Annotated in this window: 21 protein-coding genes; 13 read left to right on the top strand and 8 right to left on the bottom strand. The window is 46.0% G+C overall.

Translation table 11 applies throughout. The features are described from left to right. The first annotated feature begins 16 nt into the window (after positions 1-16). Both WH95_RS15445 and WH95_RS15440 read left to right on the top strand, forming a co-directional pair. Complete coding sequence (locus WH95_RS15445; RefSeq protein ID WP_046508922.1) at positions 17-805, top strand: DUF3142 domain-containing protein; 789 nt, start codon at positions 17-19, stop codon at positions 803-805. After that, on the top strand, positions 735-3,044 hold the full coding sequence (locus WH95_RS15440) for a hypothetical protein (protein WP_157845983.1): 2,310 nt from the start codon (positions 735-737) through the stop codon (positions 3,042-3,044). Before WH95_RS15445 ends, WH95_RS15440 begins: the two co-directional genes overlap by 71 nt. A gap of 76 nt (positions 3,045-3,120) precedes the next feature. On the opposite strand, the gene WH95_RS15435 is transcribed toward WH95_RS15440, so the two are convergent. From WH95_RS15435 to tmpA, 3 genes are read right to left on the bottom strand one after another with little or no spacing between them, the layout of a single operon-like run. Continuing rightward, positions 3,121-3,948: an alkaline phosphatase family protein gene (locus WH95_RS15435; protein WP_046508918.1), complete on the bottom strand. Its 828-nt coding sequence runs from the start codon at positions 3,946-3,948 to the stop codon at positions 3,121-3,123. A gap of 29 nt (positions 3,949-3,977) precedes the next feature. Beyond that, positions 3,978-4,571, bottom strand: coding sequence for a (R)-1-hydroxy-2-trimethylaminoethylphosphonate oxygenase (gene tmpB, locus WH95_RS15430; protein ID WP_046508917.1), 594 nt, complete (start codon positions 4,569-4,571; stop codon positions 3,978-3,980). After that, the gene (gene tmpA / locus WH95_RS15425; RefSeq protein ID WP_046508916.1) at positions 4,568-5,734 is read right to left on the bottom strand and encodes a 2-trimethylaminoethylphosphonate dioxygenase; all 1,167 of its coding nucleotides are present in this window, start codon (positions 5,732-5,734) and stop codon (positions 4,568-4,570) included. Before tmpA ends, tmpB begins: the two co-directional genes overlap by 4 nt. Positions 5,735-5,854: 120 nt before the next feature. On the opposite strand from tmpA, the gene WH95_RS15420 reads away from it, so the two are divergent. Further along, complete coding sequence (locus tag WH95_RS15420) at positions 5,855-6,742, top strand: LysR family transcriptional regulator (RefSeq protein ID WP_046508915.1); 888 nt, start codon at positions 5,855-5,857, stop codon at positions 6,740-6,742. Here WH95_RS15420 and WH95_RS15415 read toward each other — a convergent pair. Next, on the bottom strand, positions 6,726-8,111 hold the full coding sequence (locus WH95_RS15415) for a multicopper oxidase family protein (protein WP_046508914.1): 1,386 nt from the start codon (positions 8,109-8,111) through the stop codon (positions 6,726-6,728). The genes WH95_RS15420 and WH95_RS15415 overlap by 17 nt on opposite strands. 349 nt (positions 8,112-8,460) lie before the next feature. Here WH95_RS15415 and WH95_RS15410 point away from each other — a divergent pair, with 349 nt between their 5' ends. Both WH95_RS15410 and WH95_RS15405 read left to right on the top strand, forming a co-directional pair. After that, entirely contained in the window at positions 8,461-9,591 is a 1,131-nt protein-coding gene (locus tag WH95_RS15410; protein WP_046508912.1) for a M24 family metallopeptidase, read from the top strand. Between the two features lie 66 nt (positions 9,592-9,657). Then, on the top strand, positions 9,658-10,419 hold the full coding sequence (locus WH95_RS15405; protein WP_046508909.1) for a maleate cis-trans isomerase family protein: 762 nt from the start codon (positions 9,658-9,660) through the stop codon (positions 10,417-10,419). A gap of 14 nt (positions 10,420-10,433) precedes the next feature. On the opposite strand, the gene dtd is transcribed toward WH95_RS15405, so the two are convergent. The 3 genes from dtd to WH95_RS15390 form a co-directional block, all read right to left on the bottom strand. Beyond that, positions 10,434-10,883: a D-aminoacyl-tRNA deacylase gene (gene dtd / locus WH95_RS15400; RefSeq protein ID WP_046508908.1), complete on the bottom strand. Its 450-nt coding sequence runs from the start codon at positions 10,881-10,883 to the stop codon at positions 10,434-10,436. 42 nt (positions 10,884-10,925) lie between these two features. Then, complete coding sequence (locus WH95_RS15395) at positions 10,926-11,342, bottom strand: OsmC family protein (RefSeq protein ID WP_046508906.1); 417 nt, start codon at positions 11,340-11,342, stop codon at positions 10,926-10,928. A 167-nt stretch (positions 11,343-11,509) separates the two neighbouring features. Beyond that, positions 11,510-12,064, bottom strand: a complete 555-nt coding sequence (locus WH95_RS15390; RefSeq protein WP_082114188.1) for a PAS domain-containing protein — start codon at positions 12,062-12,064, stop codon at positions 11,510-11,512. A 110-nt stretch (positions 12,065-12,174) separates the two neighbouring features. Between WH95_RS15390 and WH95_RS15385 the strand changes: the two genes are divergently transcribed. Continuing rightward, a complete protein-coding gene (locus tag WH95_RS15385) occupies positions 12,175-12,594 on the top strand; it encodes a secondary thiamine-phosphate synthase enzyme YjbQ (protein WP_046508902.1) in 420 nt (139 codons plus the stop codon). 27 nt (positions 12,595-12,621) lie between these two features. Here the strand turns inward: WH95_RS15385 and mog are convergent, their stop codons facing one another. Continuing rightward, positions 12,622-13,170, bottom strand: coding sequence for a molybdopterin adenylyltransferase (gene mog, locus WH95_RS15380; protein ID WP_046508900.1), 549 nt, complete (start codon positions 13,168-13,170; stop codon positions 12,622-12,624). Between the two features lie 210 nt (positions 13,171-13,380). On the opposite strand from mog, the gene ubiT reads away from it, so the two are divergent. The 7 genes from ubiT (at position 13,381) to WH95_RS15345 (ending at position 19,465) form a co-directional block, all read left to right on the top strand. Then, positions 13,381-14,088 carry a ubiquinone anaerobic biosynthesis accessory factor UbiT gene (gene ubiT / locus WH95_RS20720; protein ID WP_052742073.1) on the top strand — a complete coding sequence of 236 codons (708 nt, stop codon included), beginning with the start codon at positions 13,381-13,383 and terminating at the stop codon, positions 14,086-14,088. Beyond that, complete coding sequence (gene ubiU, locus WH95_RS15370; protein ID WP_046508898.1) at positions 14,088-15,068, top strand: ubiquinone anaerobic biosynthesis protein UbiU; 981 nt, start codon at positions 14,088-14,090, stop codon at positions 15,066-15,068. Before ubiT ends, ubiU begins: the two co-directional genes overlap by 1 nt. A 6-nt stretch (positions 15,069-15,074) precedes the next feature. Then, the gene (gene ubiV / locus WH95_RS15365) at positions 15,075-15,989 is read left to right on the top strand and encodes a ubiquinone anaerobic biosynthesis protein UbiV (RefSeq protein ID WP_245622985.1); all 915 of its coding nucleotides are present in this window, start codon (positions 15,075-15,077) and stop codon (positions 15,987-15,989) included. Between the two features lie 99 nt (positions 15,990-16,088). Next, the gene (locus WH95_RS15360) at positions 16,089-16,544 is read left to right on the top strand and encodes a PAS domain-containing protein (RefSeq protein ID WP_046508896.1); all 456 of its coding nucleotides are present in this window, start codon (positions 16,089-16,091) and stop codon (positions 16,542-16,544) included. 86 nt (positions 16,545-16,630) lie between these two features. After that, on the top strand, positions 16,631-17,953 hold the full coding sequence (locus WH95_RS15355; protein WP_046508894.1) for an acetyl-CoA hydrolase/transferase family protein: 1,323 nt from the start codon (positions 16,631-16,633) through the stop codon (positions 17,951-17,953). 155 nt (positions 17,954-18,108) lie between these two features. Beyond that, the gene (panB, locus tag WH95_RS15350) at positions 18,109-18,879 is read left to right on the top strand and encodes a 3-methyl-2-oxobutanoate hydroxymethyltransferase (RefSeq protein ID WP_046508890.1); all 771 of its coding nucleotides are present in this window, start codon (positions 18,109-18,111) and stop codon (positions 18,877-18,879) included. Positions 18,880-19,243: 364 nt separating this feature from the next. Next, on the top strand, positions 19,244-19,465 hold the full coding sequence (locus tag WH95_RS15345) for a hypothetical protein (RefSeq protein WP_046508888.1): 222 nt from the start codon (positions 19,244-19,246) through the stop codon (positions 19,463-19,465). The last annotated feature ends 3 nt before the right edge of the window (positions 19,466-19,468 follow it).

Raw genomic sequence — 19,468 nt, 5'->3', positions numbered from 1 at the left:
ATAGGCGAACAGATTTATGAGTCGAATTGTTTCAGGCAAGTTAAAGAGTATTTTGTCTGGTATATTCCTTTGTGTTTTTTTGTTCCCTTCTTTTGCTAATACGCAAGATCTGATTATTGATCATTGGGTTTGGGCTGGCCAAACACTGGATGATAAAAATCACCAAGAACAAAAGTTCCTAGAGAACTGTCAAATATTCAAGATAACTTGTCGTGCGGGGGAAGTCAGAGTTCTTGTGCGATCCTGGGGGCATCAAACAAGCCATAAGTCGATCCCCCATCAAAGCCCTCGATATTTTCAGGATACCGAGAAACTGATTTTGACATATCGTATGGAAAATCGAATTAATGTCAGAGAAATATCAGCTTTTATCAACCGCGATATTAATATTTGGAAGCGGGCAGGCCGGCACATTATTGGGATAGAAATAGATTATGACAGCCCCAGTTCCAAACTCGACGTTTACCGAGCTTGGTTAATTGACCTAAAAAAGAAAATTCCCGCGGATATATCAGTTCGAATAACAGGGTTACCAACCTGGTTTGAAGATAACCGAAGCGATGCCAAGAAGTTGGCGGCGGTTGTGTCGGAAGTTTCCTTGATGTTTTATCGACAAAAACAGACGCCGATTACAGATCATCTTCTTGATGCCATAAAAAAAGTAAATAACATCAGATATGGATTTCTCTGTAACGATGATAGATGGCATCGTCTTTTAAAGGAGCAAAAAAAGTATGGGACGTTTCGCATGGCAATATTCATTACTGCTGAGTGTCATGTTAATCGCGAGCCTGCTCCCTCGTGATCTTGAAGCGGGGGGCGGTCCCCCTTGCCAGCAGCCCATAGCATCGCGGTATTGTTCATCAACCCAGCTTGATATGCTTGTTCCCCAGGAAGGTCGTGCAAAGGTCTTTTTGGAACAGTTAATTCGTGCTTATCAACCCGAACTACTTGATTACTTTGATCCATTTGAAGTGGCCCCTGTGATAATTGATCAGGTGAAAGATTTCCATCAAACTTATGAGATCGGTGATTTAGTAGAACAAGAGCTAGGCACTTTTGTTCGAAATGAGCACGAGGAAATTTTTCGAAAGGGAGAGTACCTTACCCAGACTCATTGTTATGGCAGCGGGGATTTTTCAAATCTTAATAGCTATTATGATGGTTTGAAAATGAGCAACCTTGAACCAGATAAAGTTCGCTATCTGGCCATGCTACGTCTTGCTCTTGTACAAAACTGCCTTTTTAATCTAGATGACTATATGAAATCATCCGTGATGGTTAAGGAACTCATGGATAAAGAACAAAGTGCCTACAAGAACTGGTTCCAGTATATCGAAGCTGCAGCTTTGTATCACGATGGTTTTTTTCCTGAGGCTGCCGATCGTTTTTCTGTGATTGCATTGGCCGAAGAAACACAGGGCAGGAAGAAGGGCTGGTTGATTGAAACTGCGCGTTATATGGAAATATTAGCGTTGTTTCACAATGGTAGAGAAGGACAGGAAGAGGTTTTCTTGCCAGCTATTTTCAATAGTTTTACCGAAGCCTTCTTGATGGATTATCCCCAATCAGAATATCGACGTCACGTGATGGATATGGAGACTGGAATTTGGCTGCATTACGGAGATCGTGATCGTTATTACACTGAGCTTTTAAGAAGCGTTTCGTTAGACGAGTTGGTGACAAGCGATATTGATTCTGTGGATCAGCTTGATCGTTTAGCGATAAATGCCTTGCTGGCCAATATTGGTGATATTGCCACCCGCCCCCTTAAACATCGTGACGGGATTACTCTGTTGGCGGCTATTTTGTCTAAGCCCGAAGACGTGGAAAGCCTCTGTTTGCAAACGACAGATGTTGTTTCGGCAAAGTATGAAGAAGTTTCTCGATATAGTGTAATGGTTTGTGAATATTTGCTCGAGGGAGAGAAACCTGCGGGGGATAAATATAAAGGCACGCCGTTGTATAGCCACGCTTTGGCGTTTGAAGCTATGGTTAATCTGGAGCAAGGAGAGTTTAACAAGACGTCTATGCTCGTTAGCAGTCTTCTTGCTGAGAACGTCACCTCGCTTGAGGATATTTTTGCTTTGCGAACCAAACAGCTTGAAGCGCGGCTAAAGAATAATGCGGCGCTCGCTTTTATTTTAGAAGATAGCATCACTGATGCTTCTACTGAAAACGGGCATTTTTCTGAACTCAGAATTTTAGATACTGTTCTTTATGAACAGGTATCTCGATATTTTTTAAGTACTAATGATTTTATTTCTGCTTTTTCGGGAACAGATAGTCCCTTGTTAAAGTTTGCGCTGATCCGTCCACATCTGGATGAAGCAATGATTCAGGAAGACTGGCGCGGGGCAGTATTGCTGTCCCAAGAACTGAACTGGCAAAAGGTTTTACAGGCAAGTGCATTGCAGAAATCAAGCAAATTACGTGAAGAGATAGAGCTCTATGTCGAACTTCAAAACAGCTTAACATCACTTGCTTCTGGGAAAGCCACAGAAGAGATCCGCGCCAAGGCACTGTCAGATGTCGCGTATTTTCTTTATGAAAATCATATCGCGCCGCGTTGTAGTTATGCCCGTACCAGATTGGTAGAGAGTTATCTGGATGGTTGTAAACGGCATTATATACATTTAACCGCAGAAGATGTCTGGGCTGAAAATACAGCGGAAGATCAACCACGAGCGCCAATTGAGATGTTTGAAGAGGCTCTGGAGCTTTATGGAAATAATGAGGGAACAACCGCTGCACGAGCCCGGCTGCTGCGGATTATGCTGTTCTGTGCCAAGGGCGCAAATAACGTCAGTTATTGTTTGCGTTGGAAAGATATCCCCAAGAAGCAATTTCATAGCTGGTTTGAGACACTGGCTCTGAAGTATCCAAAATCAGAGCAAGTTAAATACTGGTATTACGATTTGCCGTTTTACACAGGTGTTTATATCAACAGAGACGGACAGGAACTGGATCAGGAATATTGGTACGAAGAAGATGCCTATCTTGGGTATCTGGATGGTGGCCCTTACGGCTTGAGCATCCATTGACCTAGGCTATTAATTCAGATCATTAATCCTGAATAGGCATCTTCTTTGTAACGATTGTTACTAACGATGGTTACCCCTAAAGCAGAGGTTTCTGTTTCATGCTATCGGGAATTTCAACGTCAAGTCGCGAGAGGACAGTCGGGGCTATTGCAAGTTGATCCAGTACCTGATCTTTTGCTGGAACTTCTGCTGCGCCAAAGTAGTAAAAGGGAACATTGCGCATGATTTCCTCGTTACCACCGTGATGACCATCTGCATTCATGCCATGGTCGGCCGTAACGAAAACATCGTATCCGGCCTCTCGCCAGATTGGTATCGTCCGAGCCAGTGCATTGTCTATGTGCCAGGTCTGAATACGATATTGTGCAGAGTCCGCAGTGTATTTGTGACCAAGGCTGTCAACTGATGAACTGTGCAACAGAACATAATCCGGTGTGTGGCGACGGATGAGGCGTGTCGCCTGTGCGCAGAGATCAATTTCCGCAGGGGCACAGATGTTTGCCGCTGAATAACCTTCCATGGAATAAAAGCGTCCGTACTGGATGGCCTTTGTTTCATCTTCGACTTCCACATGCTCAACAGGATCATAAGGCCCGTTATAGAGGGTGTGGAAGTAGGAATGGGCGACAGCTGCGGTGCTATGTCCGGCCTGGTGTAGTTGATCAAAGATATTTGGAACGTTTGAGCGTCTCAGCGCTTCGTTGCCACTGACACCATGATCAAGAGGTGACAAGCCGGTGTGGATGGTTTCATACATTGCGGCTGAAATGGTTGGTAACGCTGTGCGCATTTTCCAGCGATGGGCACGGCCCAATTCAACCATTCCTTCCAGATAGCCACATTGAGAGAGCGCGGTGTCATAACCAACACCGTCCATGATGACGAGAATTACTTTATTTGACATATTTTCTTACTCTGTTTGATATCTCGCCATTATGCCTTAGCGCAAAAGCGGTCAACAACGCGCTGAAGGATCGGTGCGTAGTATTCATAGGGCGGTGTTTTGACTGAGGGGTCTTTACCTTCGTCATCCCAATAACGAACCTGAATAATTTCCTTCAGATGTGGGTTTTTTTCCAGCTCTTTCATCTCTGCGTCGCTCATTGGCCCGCCCTGAAGGTTCAGGGTATGGATGGAGGCATCTGACAGGCGTGAAAAATAAGCTTCGTCTTTTGCACAGAGGTATCTTTTTGCGGCGACATGTTGACGAACACATTCCGTGATCACCGGGGGAAAGAACTTTTCCAAGACAGCGGCACCGGCTTCGTCGTGATGATTGTTAATGCCTTTTTCGAGGGCATCATCAGGAAATTCGTTGGTATAGTGTCCAATGTCATGAAGTAACGCAGCAGCTATCAGGGCATCGTCTGCCCCTGCTTTTTCCGCCAGCTGTGCACCCTGAAGCATATGTTCGGACATTGTTACATCTTCGCCAAGGTAGGAGTCAGCGCCACGACGATGGAAGATATCACCGATGAAATCGACAATGTTTTCTTTGCTCAGTGTTTGGAATTTATCTGCACTCATTGGGCTGCCTCCTGCATTTTTGCTTTGACTTTGATGGATGCAAGGGTTGATAGCAGGCCATCTTTATCCGCATAGCATCCCTGAAGCCATCGTGTTCCTGCGCCTGAGAAGCCTTTTCGCGCATGCATCACACGGGTGTTGTCTACGATGAAAAGGTCTCCAGGTTTCATCATAAAGCTGACTTCCATTTCAGGGCGCTCAATGATTTCTGCATACTTGCGATAGGCAGTGTAGAACGCATCCATTTGGTCAAAGGGAATATCCGTAAATGGAGCAGAAGAACGGTTGTTGAAGCGAATGGAAAGCATTTCCCCGTCCGGGCCAAGCTCAATCGTCGGGCGTTTTGATTGCAGCTTTACATCATCACTTCCCGCGTATTCAAAGCGCACGGGAAAGCTGGCGAGAAGCTCAAAGCTTTCTGGTGATTCCCGGCGCAGAACTTCGGCAGCCTTGAAGCCATCAACAACAATGGAGTCTCCACCATCTGCAGAATTTTCCATACAAGAGAGAAGTTGAAGCGTCGGGACCGGATCGCGATAAGGATTGTCTGTATGCGCCTGTAATCCCAATCCTGTATAGGCGAGGTTCACCGGATTGACTTCTGATCTGACTTCAAAGAAACGTCCGTAGTTGGTTTCTCTTACATAGCCAAAAAGCTCTGCGACATCGCAAAGGGAGCCACTCTCGAGAGGCAGATCGGTCATAATGGCAAAACCATAGGCTTCTACATCTTCCAGCCAGTTGCCAAACTCAGATCCTTTTTGCCGGGCTGTCGCATAATCAACAGTTGGAATCCCGGCTGTATTAGAGAGGCTGGAATCCCATGTTTTTACGCGCGCACTGACCCATCCCTTATCTGTGGAATGAGTTTTGTCGTAGGCATGTTCCATTAACCAGTGACTAGGGAAGACAACGGTTTTATTCTCGGGTTGAAACGTTATTTCAAGAGAACCTTCAGCATCTATTTCCGCATTTGAAATATAGGTGTTTGCTGGCAGATCCAGAATGGTGATCAGCCTTTGACCGTTTCCTTCTGATCGCGTTGCGGCATCCAGTGCATTATCCCTGAGCCAAAGGGCATGAAAACGGGCAGAGGTGCCGTCCTGCCAGCTTACTTGCAATACCTTGCCATCATTTAGAATGGCTGCAGTGTCCAGTTTCATTTTATCTCTCCAAGACAGAATTTTTATAATTGACTGGATTAGTCCAGTTATAAGAAATAAAAACAATCAATATAATATATGGCTATGACCTAACTATTTTTATGGCTATGGAGTAACCTATTGGCATCATTACCTCCTTTGGACTGGTTACGAACTTTTGAAACGTCGGCCCGTCATGAAAACTTCACAGAAGCGGGGTTGGAACTCGGTCTGACTCAGGCTGCGGTAAGCCAACAGATCAGAAAGCTTGAAGCCCATCTTGGTGTAACCCTGTTTCATCGTCTGGCACGTGGCGTTGAATTAACGGCAGAGGGGGATGCCTATCTGCCATCCGTTCGATCCTCGCTTCATGCGCTGGCAAGATCGACAGAAGATCTGTTCGGCAAGAAGGGGGCGAAAGTTATAACGATCGCGTGTCCTGCATCCATTGCGTCTTTGTGGCTGGTGCCTCGGTTATCCTGGATCAGAGAAGCGCGTCCCAATGTTACCCTTTCCATTGCATCTATTCATCGCCCTGCGGATTATGAAGCAATAAATGCGGATATTGAGATCAGGTTTGGCACAGGAAACTGGGAAGGAAAGATTGCAACACACCTTTTCTCTGAGGTGTTGTCCCCGATCTGTGCGCCGCACCTGTTGCAAGGTATTGATAAGAATATGTGGCAAAATTTGCCATGTATTCGTTTGGCCGGACGCCGGAGTGGCTGGTCAGAATGGGCGATCGAAGCAAAGATCTCTCCCCCTCGGAAAACGGCCATTCGTTTTGATAGTTTTATTACGGCATTGGACGCAGCAAAGGCAGGTGTCGGTGTGTTGCTGGCCTCACTCCCCTTAAGTGAGGGAGCTTTGTCCCGTGGCGATGTGGTTCGTCTGTCGCCCATAGAACTCGCGATGCCCAGTGGAAACTGGCTTGTCAGAAAGGAAGCAGGGCAGATGCGGGCGGATATTGAAGAAGTCTGTCGCCTGATTTCACATGCGGTTCCCCTGAACTCTAAGTTATTCGGATAAAGCTGCTCATGCCGGTCTTTTGGTGTTCGATAATGTGGCAGTGAAGAAGCCAGTCACCCGGATTGTCAGCGACAAAGGCGACATCCATTCGTTCATCAGGCAAGACAAGGGCGGTATCGGTGACAAAGGGATCAATCTGTCGTTTATTGGAATTAAGCAGAGTGAAGGAAAGTCCATGCAGGTGAATCGGATGTGTATGGGGCGTTCTGTTTCTAAAGCTGAAGACGTAGCTCTTGCCCAGCTTTAGTTCGGCGAGTGGTGCCATTGGATCTGGGGAAACACCCAGCCATGCCTTGCGATTGATAGCCCAGAAGGAAAAACCGATTGTACCGCAAAATCCGTTTTTCGGGGCTGATTCTGCAGTTGCCGTAAATTCAAAAGGAATGTGCTCGGCATTTTTGAGGTCGGGAACGGGTACAGGGTTACGTGGCAGAGGTCTGAGATCGCGTATGTCACGTTTCAAGGATGCCCCCTGTGAGCGTAACGTCGCAACCGTCCAAGCTTTTGAGGACGATGCGTTGATAAGCTTGACCTCTTTACCTTCTTCGTCTGGCATTCTAAGCGCGATATCAATGCGCTGACCTGGACCAACCGCTTGATGATTCAGCGGAAAGTGTTTTGGTACGGGGTAACCATCAAGGGCTATGACAGTTGCGTCGGCCCCCTCTGTTTTAAGTTTGAAAATCCGGGTGACATCACTGACCACGGCGCGCAGGCGGATGATACCGCCGCTGGGGACGTCATAAACAGGGTTTTCTTCCCAGTTTGTGGTCTTTACGGTTCCGAAGGTACCTGCGCGTGCACTTTTTCTGGCCTTGTAGAGGTTAATGAACTGACCATCTGATCCCAAGCGCCAGTCCCGCAAGTTTAGGGTAACATCGGCGTCGAAATCAGGAGCTTCCTTTTCATCAACAATCAATACGCCTGTAAGCCCGTAACTCATCTGTTCCAGTGTATTACAATGGGGGTGATACCAATAGGTGCCAGCATCGGGGGGCGTGAAGATATAATCGAAGGTCTCGTTTTCATAGATATAGGGCTGGGTTACAAAAGGAACGCCATCCATCGCATTGGATAAACGCAAGCCATGCCAGTGAATTGTTGTCGGCTCAGGTAACTTGTTTTCCAAACGTACATGAAAAAGTTCGCCCTGTTTCGCCCGAAGGATGGGGGCGGGACCGGATGCATTGTACGAAAATACATTTTTGGTTGGATTATGCCCAAGAATGTTTTGATCGATTATTCTTGGTTTGAGAACGAGGTCCGGTGTTGCACTTGCCTGTGATGCTAGTAATCCAAATGTTCCTCCACCAAGAACTGCGGAGCCTGTGGCCAACCCGGTTTTTAAAAAATGTCTTCTGTTCAGCATGATATTCTAGAATCTTTGAAAAGAATAATTTGTGAATAGGAATTATTATCAATTAAGCTGTAGTCCTATAGCAACAGTAAGTCAAAGAGCCGGAATGTCGCATACATAACGACTAGGGTCTTTTGGGATTACCAAACACCGCTTGATCTGTGTATCGAGGTTAAGTGACTGAGTTTGAAATTGATTGTTGATTAAATTCAAGCATCGACGTGGTAAATAGTATTATATTTTTCATATCCGTATTCGAAAATGAGGAAATTCGTATCCAGACAGTTACTAAACTGTGATTTCTGAATCGTTTCTTGGCTGAGAGGCGAATTCAAAAGACCTTTCGTTTCAGGAAATATACATGAGTGATTTTGATTTAGTAGAATACCAGACACGTCTGTCACTTGCGCAAAAGGCAATGTGTGAAAACAACCTTGATGCGCTGGTTTTCTCTACCGAAGCAGAGGTCAGATACTTTTCCGGGTTTCGAACACTTTTTTGGCAGAGTCCAACACGTCCCTGGTTTCTTATTCTCCCTCAAAAGGGGGAGCCAATAGCTGTTATTCCGGCAATTGGTGCAGATTTGATGCAGAAGACCTGGGTGAAGGATATTCGAACATGGCCATCACCGCATCCAACCGATGACGGTATTGGTCTTCTGACGAAAGCCTTGAAAAACTATTCGCGTATTGGCTGGCCAATGGGGCCAGAGACGAGTTTGCGCATGCCTGTTCGTGATTTTGATGAATTGCGTTTATCCTGTGGAGCAGACTTTGTCGATTGCACCGACCTTCTCAAAGCCCTGAGAATGGTGAAATCAGAGGCCAAACTGAAAATCATCAAGAACATCTGTAACATTGGCAGTTCTGCCTTTGTCAGAGCGGGGGAGCTCTTCTCTCCAGGACAGGCGCTGGATGATGTTTTCCGTCAGTTCAAAATAGCTCTTCTGCAAGAAGGTGCCGAGGACGTGCCCTATCTTGTTGGTGCAGCCGGGCAAGGAGGTTATGGTGATGTGATCTCTCCACCGACAGAAACGCCTTTGCGTGAAGGTGATGTCTTGATGTTGGATACGGGGGCAACCTTGAAGGGATACTTCTGCGATTTTGACCGTAACTTTGCAATTTCCCATGCAGATGATGCGGCGAAACGCGGTTATGAGAAGCTGTGGCAGGCAACAGAAGTCGGGATGAACCATGCTCGTTCCGGTACACGTTGTTCCGATCTTTTCAATGCTATGCACGAAGCTATAGGGGGCGGTTCCTCGGATGTCGGGCGCTATGGCCATGGACTTGGAATGCAATTGACAGAATGGCCATCTATCTATGCCCATGACCATACGGTCCTGAAATCCGGAATGGTGATGACATTGGAACCAAGCCTTGAAATTTCGGCAGGGAAAATAATGGTCCATGAAGAAAATATCCTCATTACAGAAGATGCACCCGTATTGTTAACCAAACGGGCTGCTCCTGAGTTGCCAATTATCCAATAACGATAATGGTTTGTTCTTCCCGGTTTTGGACAGAGCTCTTTGGAAGAAGAGTTACAGGATTAAAAAATGAAGCTGGATTTTTCACTCGATAAAGAAAACCAAACCAAAGCTTGCCTTGGTCTGATCGTTTTACAGGCCGATGAAACGTTGGAAGATGAATTCAGACGGGTTATTCGGGATTTCAATGTCTCTCTCTTGCATTTGCGCATCCCCAGTCATCCCGCTGTAACCAAAGAAACTTTAGCGCAAATGGCCGAAGATTTACCAACCGCTGCAGGATTACTTCCCAAAAGCACAAGGTTTGATGCAATGGCCTATGCTTGTACATCAGGGGCAACCGTTATCGGCCCATCAGAAGTTGCTGCAAAAATACACACGCAACACCCGGGTGTCCCTGTAACTGATCCTATCACGGCAGTGATGGCTGCTTGCCGGGCTTTAGAGATAAAAAGATTGGGTTTTTTGACCCCCTATGTTCCAGAGGTCTCGAACGCGATGCGAAGTCTGTTGGAAGACAATGACCTTGAGATTGCAAGTTTTGGGTCTTTTGAACAGGATCAGGAAAAGATTGTTTCCAGAATCGCCGAAGTCTCGACGCTGGAGGCGATTGTTAAGGTTGGGGAAAAATCTGAATGCGAAGGGGTTTTTGTTTCCTGCTCAAATTTGCGAACACTGGGGGTATTGCAAGAAGCCGAGCAAATTCTTGGCAAGCCAGTGATTTCGAGTAATCTAGCGCTGATTTGGCATATGTTGAGATTGGCCGGGGTTGAGGGGCGGGGCACGGCCCCCGGTAAACTATTTACGCAGGCTCTTCCCATATCTTCGTGATGAACTTGTCTGGTTCAGGCGCTGTCTTTTGAGTCCATCACAATTGTTACAGGGCCGTCATTAAGTAACCGGACATCCATATGTGCACCAAAAACGCCTTTTTCGACTGTGAGCCCTTCGCTCTTTAAGGCATTGCAGAAAAACTCGTAAAGCCGTTCTCCTTCCACAGGGGCGGCTGCACCTGAGAAACCGGGGCGGTTTCCCTTTTTCCAGTTGGCTGCAAGGGTAAATTGACTGACAGCCAATACAGAACCACCTATATCAAGAACAGAGCGGTTCATTTTCCCATCATCGTCGGTAAAAATGCGCATTTTGCTGATTTTTCTGGCGAAATAGGCGGCTTCATCATCGTGGTCACCATGTTCTGCGCAAAAGAGAACGAGCAGTCCCTGTTTGATTGCCCCGGTGATGGTGTCATCGACAGTGACAGAAGCTTCACTTACGCGCTGTAGAACTGCTCTCATTAACTTACTCTTTCCGTAATGCTGAAACTTTATTTCTAGCTTCTATTCTTTAACCAATTCAAAGCTGTGCGTAACCTCTGCAGCCTTTCCAAGCATAATCGAAGCAGAGCAATATTTGTCCGCTGAAAGTTCAACGGCGCGTTCGACTTTTTTCTCGTTCAGACCCTCGCCTTTAACCCGAAAATGCATATGAATTTTGGTGAAAACTTTTGGGTCTTTATCCGCTCGTTCTGCTTCGACATCCACATCGACATCTTCGACGTTCTCCCGTCCACGCTTAAGGATGTAAACAACATCATAGGCTGAACAGCCCCCCATTCCCATTAAAAGCATTTCCATGGGACGGGGACCCAGGTTTCTTCCGCCACCTTCAACGGCACCATCCATAACAACAGCATGCCCCGAGCCACTCTCAGCCATAAAGGCAACGTTCTCGATCCATTTTACGCGTGTTTTCATATTTCAGGTTCCTTTGGTGTTTTGGAAAAGAAGGAAGGTATCTTCTTTTTCACTACAGGTACAAGAGAGCCTTTTGGGAAGAGGAAGAAATATATTATTGGAATGGATGGAATTTGAAAAAGTTCGCAGAACCTGCGTGTGAAGACAGAGATAACAGATATAGATACTTACCCGAAATACAGGGAATTCAAGATTTTTAATTTGATTTTATCATGGTCAATATCAAAGGGAAGAAACAACACGGTATAGGATTGTTGTTGAAGCTCTCGCTTTTCTGCAGTTTCCCATTTCATCTGTTTGGTTACCAGGTGTGGTTTTCTGGTGTTATACACATGGGTCAAACGGGATTTGGCATCTGCGACAGCATTTTCCGGTAGTGTTTCTTCTATGGGGGATCGGCTTGCTTTTATACCAAGGTTTTCTCGGCAATGATCACCCGTTATCGATACAAAAAAGTTGGCTTCTTTCAATGCATCAAAAAGCATTATATTCGGTAGAGCCTCGCGTACAGTACCAGGGTTGAAATCAGACCAGCGCGGTAATTCTTTATCTGCTTTTAGGTCCAGCCAATAGCGATAGAGATTGGTTTGAGCGACAGACTTCAAATTCTGTTCGGTCACTTCCATAACTTTAACTATATCAAACGTTTTTGCCATGGTTACAGTACTGCTGAATACACTTTGAATAAGACGCGATTGCGGCAAGGTCACCGTATTTAACATGTTTCATTCGAACATGGGTTAATATCCGACAAAAATGTGGTAATTATCTGTCAAATGACAGCTTTTACATTTTTGAAAGCTTGTTGGGACTGTAACTGCCGAGGTACAAAATGAAACAGGCGCAGACGATATTTGATATTCATACAAAAGGGCAAGGCCTTTATGAATTCACGCGTGAAGTTACTTTTTGGGCAGGGCAACAAGCCATTGTTCGTGGGTTGCTAACATTGTTTATCCGGCACACTTCTGCTTCATTAACGATTCAAGAGAATGCTGATCCGGATGTACAATATGATTTAAATAATTTTTTTCGCCGAGTCGTTGAAGAAAATCCTTCTCTTTACCGCCATACCTGTGAAGGGCCGGATGATATGCCAGCGCACATCCGCTCTGCATTAACCGATGTACAGTTAAGTATTCCGATGGTTCATGGTTCGCTGGCACTTGGAACCTGGCAAGGGATTTATCTATTTGAACATCGTGCCATGGCACATGACCGTCAGGTTGTTGCTCATCTGTTAGGGGAATAGACGAGCCCTGATTACCACTGCTGACAGTTATTTGTTCTTTGGACGAAAAGCTTTACAATAATTGCTGTTTGTTTCCAAAAATGGTCCGTCGATAAGGTCAATGCAATAGGGAATGGCAGGGAAGACAGCATCCAGACAGTCTTTGATTGCCGATGGTTTGCCGGGCAAGTTGACCATCAGGCTCTTTCCTCGAATACCTGCGGTCTGTCTGGATAGAATAGCCGTTGGCACAAATTTCAGACTTACCTGTCGCATCAATTCGCCAAAACCGGGCATGAGTTTTTCGCTAACGGCTTCCGTAGCTTCGGGGGTGACATCTCTGGTGGCTGGCCCGGTGCCGCCTGTTGTGACAATAAGGCAGCAATTTTCTGTATCGGCAAGTTCTATTAACGTCTGTTCTATAAGTTCCTGATCATCGGCAATAACCCGTGTCACAGGTTCCCAGGGTGATATTAGAATTTGCGATAATTCTTTGTGAATTGCGGGGCCACCGAGATCTTCATATTCACCGCGGCTGGCGCGATCAGACACTGTAACAATTCCAATTTTTGCAAAAGTTGATTGATCTGTGGTCATAAAAATTCCTGCATCTGGTAACCTGTTTGAATACTTGATTTTCCCTCTTACGTTTGGCCCAGTCGTTTAGCATCGGCGAGGGAACATCAGCTTTGTCATTTTATATAATGAATTAAAGATGTGACGTACTTGATGAAGATCAAGGTGCTCTAAGCAAAGGCTTTGCACTATCCCAACATAATTCTAGATTTCATTTCAGAGCTTCTTTTGATGCATGACAAAAATGCACCGACTAGGGTGCCGCCTTTCACGCCAATGTTGTTTGCCGGATTTTTTATGCGCCCGATCCCGGCAGTCACTTTCAAACCAGTCGTCAAACATGTTTTGGCGAGAATGAAAAAGCTGTATCCGGAAATTTTTTCCCGGCTGGCGATCCTGGACAACATTAGTTTCCTCATTGGCCCGACCGATTTGCATTACCGCTTCTATTTGTCTGTTAGAGAAGGCGAAGTGCAGATTGACGTTGGAGATAATAATACGCAGGGTCACGAGTGTCAGGCCGCTATTTCTGGCCCGATGCTGGATTTGATCAAGCTTTTGGAAGGTCGGGTCGATGGTGATGCTCTTTTCTTTTCCAGAACATTGAACGTCGAGGGGGATACCGAGGCTGTTTTGACACTGCGGAATGCGGTCGATAGTGCGGATGTGTCTCTTGGTGATGTGTTGGCTGGCGGAGTTCCTTTTATAAAGCCGGGGTTTGACAAACTGCTTTCAAAGGCAGGCTCTCTTTTAGGATGTTTTGAGAAGGATTTTGGCACTGTCCAGCGTTCTATTTTACTTCCGCTTACGCGGCAGATGGATGAAGTGGGTAAAGAGTTGGACAGGTCAGAAGATCGTTTAGGGAAAGTGGATAAGGAGTTTGTCAGGATAAAAGCATCCTTGAAAAAAACACTGCAGTCATCGGAAAGGGTGCGTTAATGGAACTTGTTTGTCCGGCTGGAACACCAGCTTCGTTACGGGCTGCTTTGGATGCCGGGGCCGATGTGGTTTATGTGGGGTTCAGGGATGAAACCAATGCACGTAATTTCCCCGGCTTGAATTTTAGCCCGGAAGAGTTGACGGAAAGTCTGAAAAAAGCCCATGACATGGGGCGGCAGGTTTATGTTGCGATCAATACCTATCCACAGGCGGGTAATCTGGAACCCTGGTATAAAGCCGTTGATACCGCAGCCAAGATTGGGGTTGATGCGGTTATTTTAGCCGATATTGGCTTACTCGACTATGCCAAGCGTCAGCATCCTGAATTAAGGCGACATCTGTCGGTACAGGCTTCTGCATCCAATCCTGAGGCAATCAATTTTTATCGCTCTGCATTTGATGTGCAACGTGTTGTCTTGCCACGAGTTCTAACTGTTCGTGAGATTGCGGAACTGATTGGGGAAATTGATGTCGAGACAGAGGTTTTCGCCTTTGGTGGCATGTGCGTGATGGCAGAGGGGCGATGCTCCCTTTCTTCCTATGCAACGGGAAAGTCCCCGAACATGAACGGGGTGTGTTCACCTGCCAGCCATGTTGAATATGAACAGCGTCGGGGGAAACTTGTTTCCCGGCTTGGGGAATTTACGATCAATTCCTTTCCCAATGAAGAAGCGGCGGGCTACCCAACGTTATGCAAAGGTCGCTTTGTCGGGCATACGGGCAATCCCTCGTATCTTTTTGAAGAACCGACATCGCTGAATGTCATGATGATGTTGCCGGAACTCATTCAGGCTGGTGTGAAAGCACTGAAAATAGAAGGGCGTCAGAGGGGGAAGGCGTACGTTCATCAGGTGGTGTCTGGTTATCGAAAGGCAATTGACGCCGCAATGAAAGGAGATCCGGTTCCGTTTGTGGATATGGGAAATATCACCGAAGGAACGCGCTCAACGGCAGGTGCCTATGAAAAGAACTGGAGATAACATTTCATGAGTTCACAGGAAATGAATTCAAGCGCAAAACTTACACTTGGTCCCGTTCTTTATAACTGGCCAGCTGAACAGAGACGGGATTTTTACTTTCAGATCGCTGACGAAGCCCCCGTTGATGTTGTCTATATTGGCGAAGTCACCTGTTCTAAAAGAGCGCCGTTCTTGACGCCTTTTATTCCAGAAATTTGTGACCGTCTGGAACAGGCCGGTAAAGAAGTGGTTATTTCAACCCTATCCCTTGTGATGTCGAAAAGAGAGAGAAAGGAACAGCATGAACTCGTCCAGGATAGCCCTTGGCTATTGGAAGCAAACGACCTTTCTGCCATTGGATTGCTCAAGGGGCGGGGGCATATCGTTGGCCCTTTTGTAAACGTCTATAATGAAGATACGCTGAACTATTTTTATCATGATGGTGCACAGCGAGTTGTTTTGCCATGTGAGTTGTCGGGCAAAGCTATCGCGCGACTTTTGGCATCCAACCAAAACAGAGAGATTGAAATACAGGCTTTCGGGCGTGTTCCGCTGGCCTTGTCTGCACGTTGTTATCACGCCAGATCTCATGGCTTAAGCAAGGACGGATGTTTGTATGTATGTGAACAAGATCCCAACGGCATGAATGTTGAGACTTTGGATGGAGAGCCGTTCCTTGCTGTCAATGGAACACAGACAATGTCGTATACCATCACAAACCTGGTAGATGAGCTGAATAATCTTAAACAATTAGGGGCAACACATTTCCGATTGTGGCCGCAGAACTTGGATATGGTGAAGGTAAGTAAAGTTTTCAGAGAACGGTTGGATGGTCAACTAGAAGACGCCGCCGCCCAGGAGATGTTGTCAGAATTTGTGGACTTTGCGCCTTTTTCTAACGGTTTTTATCACGGGGTAGAGGGCAATCGATTGGTTGAGTAGAGAAGTGATCTAACGGATTTTAAGTGTAGAAACTATCGTGTATGCTCTTTTTTCTCTGGGGAAGATTATTTCGCCATTTTAGCTTCGCAGGTTATAGGCTTGAAACGATACACGGAAGAAGAGCGTCAGGTATGGGAAGAAAAAAACCGAGCTCTTTACGAGTATTGGTTATCAATCCATCCGGATAAGACAACGCTGCCTGGACGGCAACATCTCGATCCAATGGATATTCCCGCTCTGTTACCAAATATATGGTTGGTCGATGTTGTCCAAGATCCATTGAGATTTCGCTTTAGGTTGTTTGGAACAGCTCACTATGCGGCAATGGATCGTGATTGTACGGGGATGTGGATAGACGAAGCTTTTCCTGACTTTACCCGTTCCGGGTTTGATCAAGACTATATCAATATTGTTGAGACAAAATTGCCAAGCTATCGTAAAGGTTCTGCCTCGTATCATATTCCAAATTACAAGACGATCGAACGAATAATGTTACCGCTTGCCGAGAATGGTACTGATGTGGATATGATCCTTGCACTAACTGTTTATTTTTAAATTCATTTGAGTGTCTGCAAATTATAATTTTATCAAGGTAACTCTTACTTGATATTTTGAAGACAGTATTTATTGGGAAAAAAATAATGCCGATGGTCCAGGAGCTTTATTCAAAAAAACTAATGACCGCATCTGAAGCAGTTAAAAAAATCAAAGATAAAAGTAATCTGATGATTTCTATGGGGGTTTCTATGCCTCCTGCTTTGATGCGGTCTGTTGCTGATCGTGCTGTTAGTGGGGATCTCAGTAGCCTAAATGCCTATTATATGCATGCCAGTTCTCACGCTAGTCAAACAATTCTTAGCCCTGAAGTGATGTCAGTTATCAAACCGCATTCACTTTTTATGAGTAGTCATGATCGGCAGATTGAAAAGCTTGGATTGGAGAAGGGGAAACGCTGGCTCGAATATATCCCGAGTACCTTTCATCAGGTTGGCCGCCTCATGAGTGAGACGTTGGGTGCGGATAGCTTTATTGCGACCGTTTCCCCCATGGATCGGCATGGCTATTTCAGCCTTGGGACAAATAGTGATTATGGAACCACAGTCGCGCGTAATTGCGGGAAGCTGATCGTTGAAGTTAATAAAGAAATGCCACGGGTTTTTGGCGAAGCATTGATTCATATCTCAGAAGTGGATGCCATCGTTGAAAATCACATACCTCTTCAGGAAGTATTGCCGTCAGCCCCACAGCAAGTGGACGAGATTATTGCCAAACAGATTGTCGAGATGATTCCCGATGGGGCAACCATTCAAATGGGTGTTGGGGGTGTTCCGAATGCTGTGGCTGGATATCTGGCGAGGCATAACGATTTGGGATTGCACAGTGAGTTGTTGTCCCCGGGGATTATGGACCTGATTAAAAGCGGCGTTATTAATGGTCAGCGTAAAACGTTACACAGATTAAAACACCTCTTTACTTTGGCGCTGGGGAACAAAGAACTCTATGACTTTATGGATGACAACCCCTCGCTTGCGGGATATCCGGCTTCGTATATTAACGATCCGACCGTTATTGCCCAGAATGAAAATATGATTTCGGTTAATTCAGCGTTACAGGTTGATTTAACGGGGCAAATTAATGCCGAGTACTTGAAAGGGCGAGAGTTTAGTGGCCCGGGTGGGCAGCTTGATTTTGTTCGCGGGGCCTATGCTTCTCGTGGCGGTAAGTCTTTTGTCGCGCTGCATTCAACGGCAAAAGCGGGCAGTGTTTCTCGGATTGTATCGCAGTTGGATGGTCCCGCGACTGATCCCCGCATGGATACACATCATGTTGTTACAGAGTTTGGTATGGTTGATCTGAAAGGCTTATCGCTGTCTCAAAGGGCAGAGTCTCTAATTGCTATTGCCCATCCGGATTTTCGGGGTGAATTGCGGGAAACGGCGAAAAAACGTGGATTGTTGGCCTGATGTCAGGGGGATTTGTATCGCGACAATCCGTGTGTGTTATAATTATATGACGGGCTTTGTTGCGGTGCACAATTGATCTGGTTATAGTGCGCTTTACATGTCTTTGGGCAAGAGCATTATCAAGCATTATTTCAGGCACTACAGAGATCGATAAAATGGCTAAACGTACAACTATTCCACAGATTATGCGCCTAAAGGGGCAGCGCCCTATTGTGAGCTTGACCGCTTACACAGCATCGCTGGCGAACCTGTTGGACGAGCATGTCGATTTTCTGTTGGTTGGGGATAGTATGGGGATGGTTATTTATGGCATGCCCAATACCCTGAGTGTAACCGTTGAGATGATGATTGCGCATGGTGCCGCGGTTGTTCGCGGTAGCAAGAAAGCCTGTGTGATTGTTGACATGCCTTTTGGGAGTTACCAAGCATCTCCGGCACAGGCTTTTGAAAATGCGGCACGGATTATGTCCGAGACCGGCTGTGCGGGTATTAAGCTTGAAGGCGGGCAGGAAATGGCTGAGACTATTGCCTTTCTAGTCGAGCGCGGGGTACCTGTATTGGCTCATGTGGGCTTGTTGCCGCAGCATGCCAACAGAGTCGGCGGCTTTCTGACGCAACGTGATGAAGAAAAGATTCTCGCTGACGCCCACGCTGTTGCGGATGCAGGTGCTTTTGCAACGGTAATCGAGTGTACTGAACCTGAAATTTCACGACGAATAAGTGAAGAGATTGCAATCCCGACAATTGGAATTGGCGCCGGATCGGATTGCGATGGCCAAATCCTCGTCACTGAAGACATGATCGGGCAGGGAACGGGGTATGTTCCTTCTTTTGTGAAACGCTATGCGCAGGTCCACGAAGACATTACAAAAGCGGTTCAGAACTATGCAAACGATGTTCGCAATCGCGATTTTCCCAGCAAGTAGTTCTTACGTTAAATAGTTTTTACGTTGGGCTGGTTCTCGATCGAGCGAGTTTATCGCTAATAGGATCATTCTAATTACTCTTTTGACAAGTATTTCAGCTTATCTGGGGTCTCGGTGTGGCCCCTTGCAATAAGTTCCTGCTTTTCCGGCTCTCATCTTTGTTGTGTTTATTTTAAATTGAAGTGTTTTCTTCAAAGGGCATCGGCTCTTTTGAAAAGTAAAATTATGCTGAACGGCTATGTCTAGACGCGCAACGTGATCGAATTTTCTTTTATGATCCTGATGGCTCTGACATAAGGGGGACAAGAATGAGGTGGTTGATTTTTGCTGCTTCTAACAATCAGATTAAAATGAGGATATTGTCGTGAGCGAAAGAAATACTGAAAGTGATGAACTACTTGACGGCTTGAGAGATGAACTGGTCGAGTTTGGTGCGGAAGATCTGATCGTTTTTGGTCTGCGCTATACAGATGATGATGAAATTGATCTTTCCATCTGGGACTCTCTGGGGGATCCGGAACTGGTTGCTGATCTTCTGGAAGATTATGTAAAAGCCTATCGCCGTGAGAACAAGGCAAAGAAATAAGTG

It is taken from the genome of Kiloniella litopenaei, from assembly GCF_000982415.1.
Classification (GTDB): Bacteria; Pseudomonadota; Alphaproteobacteria; order Kiloniellales; family Kiloniellaceae; genus Kiloniella; species Kiloniella litopenaei.
Note: the sequence above shows the minus strand (reverse complement) of the source record. Positions and strands in the feature narration are given on the sequence as shown.

What these genes read in the sequence shown, in the direction of transcription:
- WH95_RS15405 (WP_046508909.1), top strand. Translation starts at nt 9,658, where the DNA reads ATGAAGCTGGATTTTTCACTCGATAAAGAAAACCAAACCAAAGCTTGC.
- WH95_RS15435 (WP_046508918.1), bottom strand. Translation starts at nt 3,948, where the DNA reads ATGTCAAATAAAGTAATTCTCGTCATCATGGACGGTGTTGGTTATGAC.
- ubiV (WP_245622985.1), top strand. Translation starts at nt 15,075, where the DNA reads ATGAGTTCACAGGAAATGAATTCAAGCGCAAAACTTACACTTGGTCCC.
- WH95_RS15445 (WP_046508922.1), top strand. Translation starts at nt 17, where the DNA reads ATGAGTCGAATTGTTTCAGGCAAGTTAAAGAGTATTTTGTCTGGTATA.
- mog (WP_046508900.1), bottom strand. Translation starts at nt 13,170, where the DNA reads ATGACCACAGATCAATCAACTTTTGCAAAAATTGGAATTGTTACAGTG.
- WH95_RS15395 (WP_046508906.1), bottom strand. Translation starts at nt 11,342, where the DNA reads ATGAAAACACGCGTAAAATGGATCGAGAACGTTGCCTTTATGGCTGAG.
- ubiT (WP_052742073.1), top strand. Translation starts at nt 13,381, where the DNA reads ATGCATGACAAAAATGCACCGACTAGGGTGCCGCCTTTCACGCCAATG.
- WH95_RS15355 (WP_046508894.1), top strand. Translation starts at nt 16,631, where the DNA reads ATGCCGATGGTCCAGGAGCTTTATTCAAAAAAACTAATGACCGCATCT.
- WH95_RS15415 (WP_046508914.1), bottom strand. Translation starts at nt 8,111, where the DNA reads ATGCTGAACAGAAGACATTTTTTAAAAACCGGGTTGGCCACAGGCTCC.
- WH95_RS15410 (WP_046508912.1), top strand. Translation starts at nt 8,461, where the DNA reads ATGAGTGATTTTGATTTAGTAGAATACCAGACACGTCTGTCACTTGCG.
- tmpB (WP_046508917.1), bottom strand. Translation starts at nt 4,571, where the DNA reads ATGAGTGCAGATAAATTCCAAACACTGAGCAAAGAAAACATTGTCGAT.
- panB (WP_046508890.1), top strand. Translation starts at nt 18,109, where the DNA reads ATGGCTAAACGTACAACTATTCCACAGATTATGCGCCTAAAGGGGCAG.
- tmpA (WP_046508916.1), bottom strand. Translation starts at nt 5,734, where the DNA reads ATGAAACTGGACACTGCAGCCATTCTAAATGATGGCAAGGTATTGCAA.
- dtd (WP_046508908.1), bottom strand. Translation starts at nt 10,883, where the DNA reads ATGAGAGCAGTTCTACAGCGCGTAAGTGAAGCTTCTGTCACTGTCGAT.
- WH95_RS15440 (WP_157845983.1), top strand. Translation starts at nt 735, where the DNA reads ATGGGACGTTTCGCATGGCAATATTCATTACTGCTGAGTGTCATGTTA.
- WH95_RS15385 (WP_046508902.1), top strand. Translation starts at nt 12,175, where the DNA reads ATGAAACAGGCGCAGACGATATTTGATATTCATACAAAAGGGCAAGGC.
- ubiU (WP_046508898.1), top strand. Translation starts at nt 14,088, where the DNA reads ATGGAACTTGTTTGTCCGGCTGGAACACCAGCTTCGTTACGGGCTGCT.
- WH95_RS15390 (WP_082114188.1), bottom strand. Translation starts at nt 12,064, where the DNA reads ATGTTAAATACGGTGACCTTGCCGCAATCGCGTCTTATTCAAAGTGTA.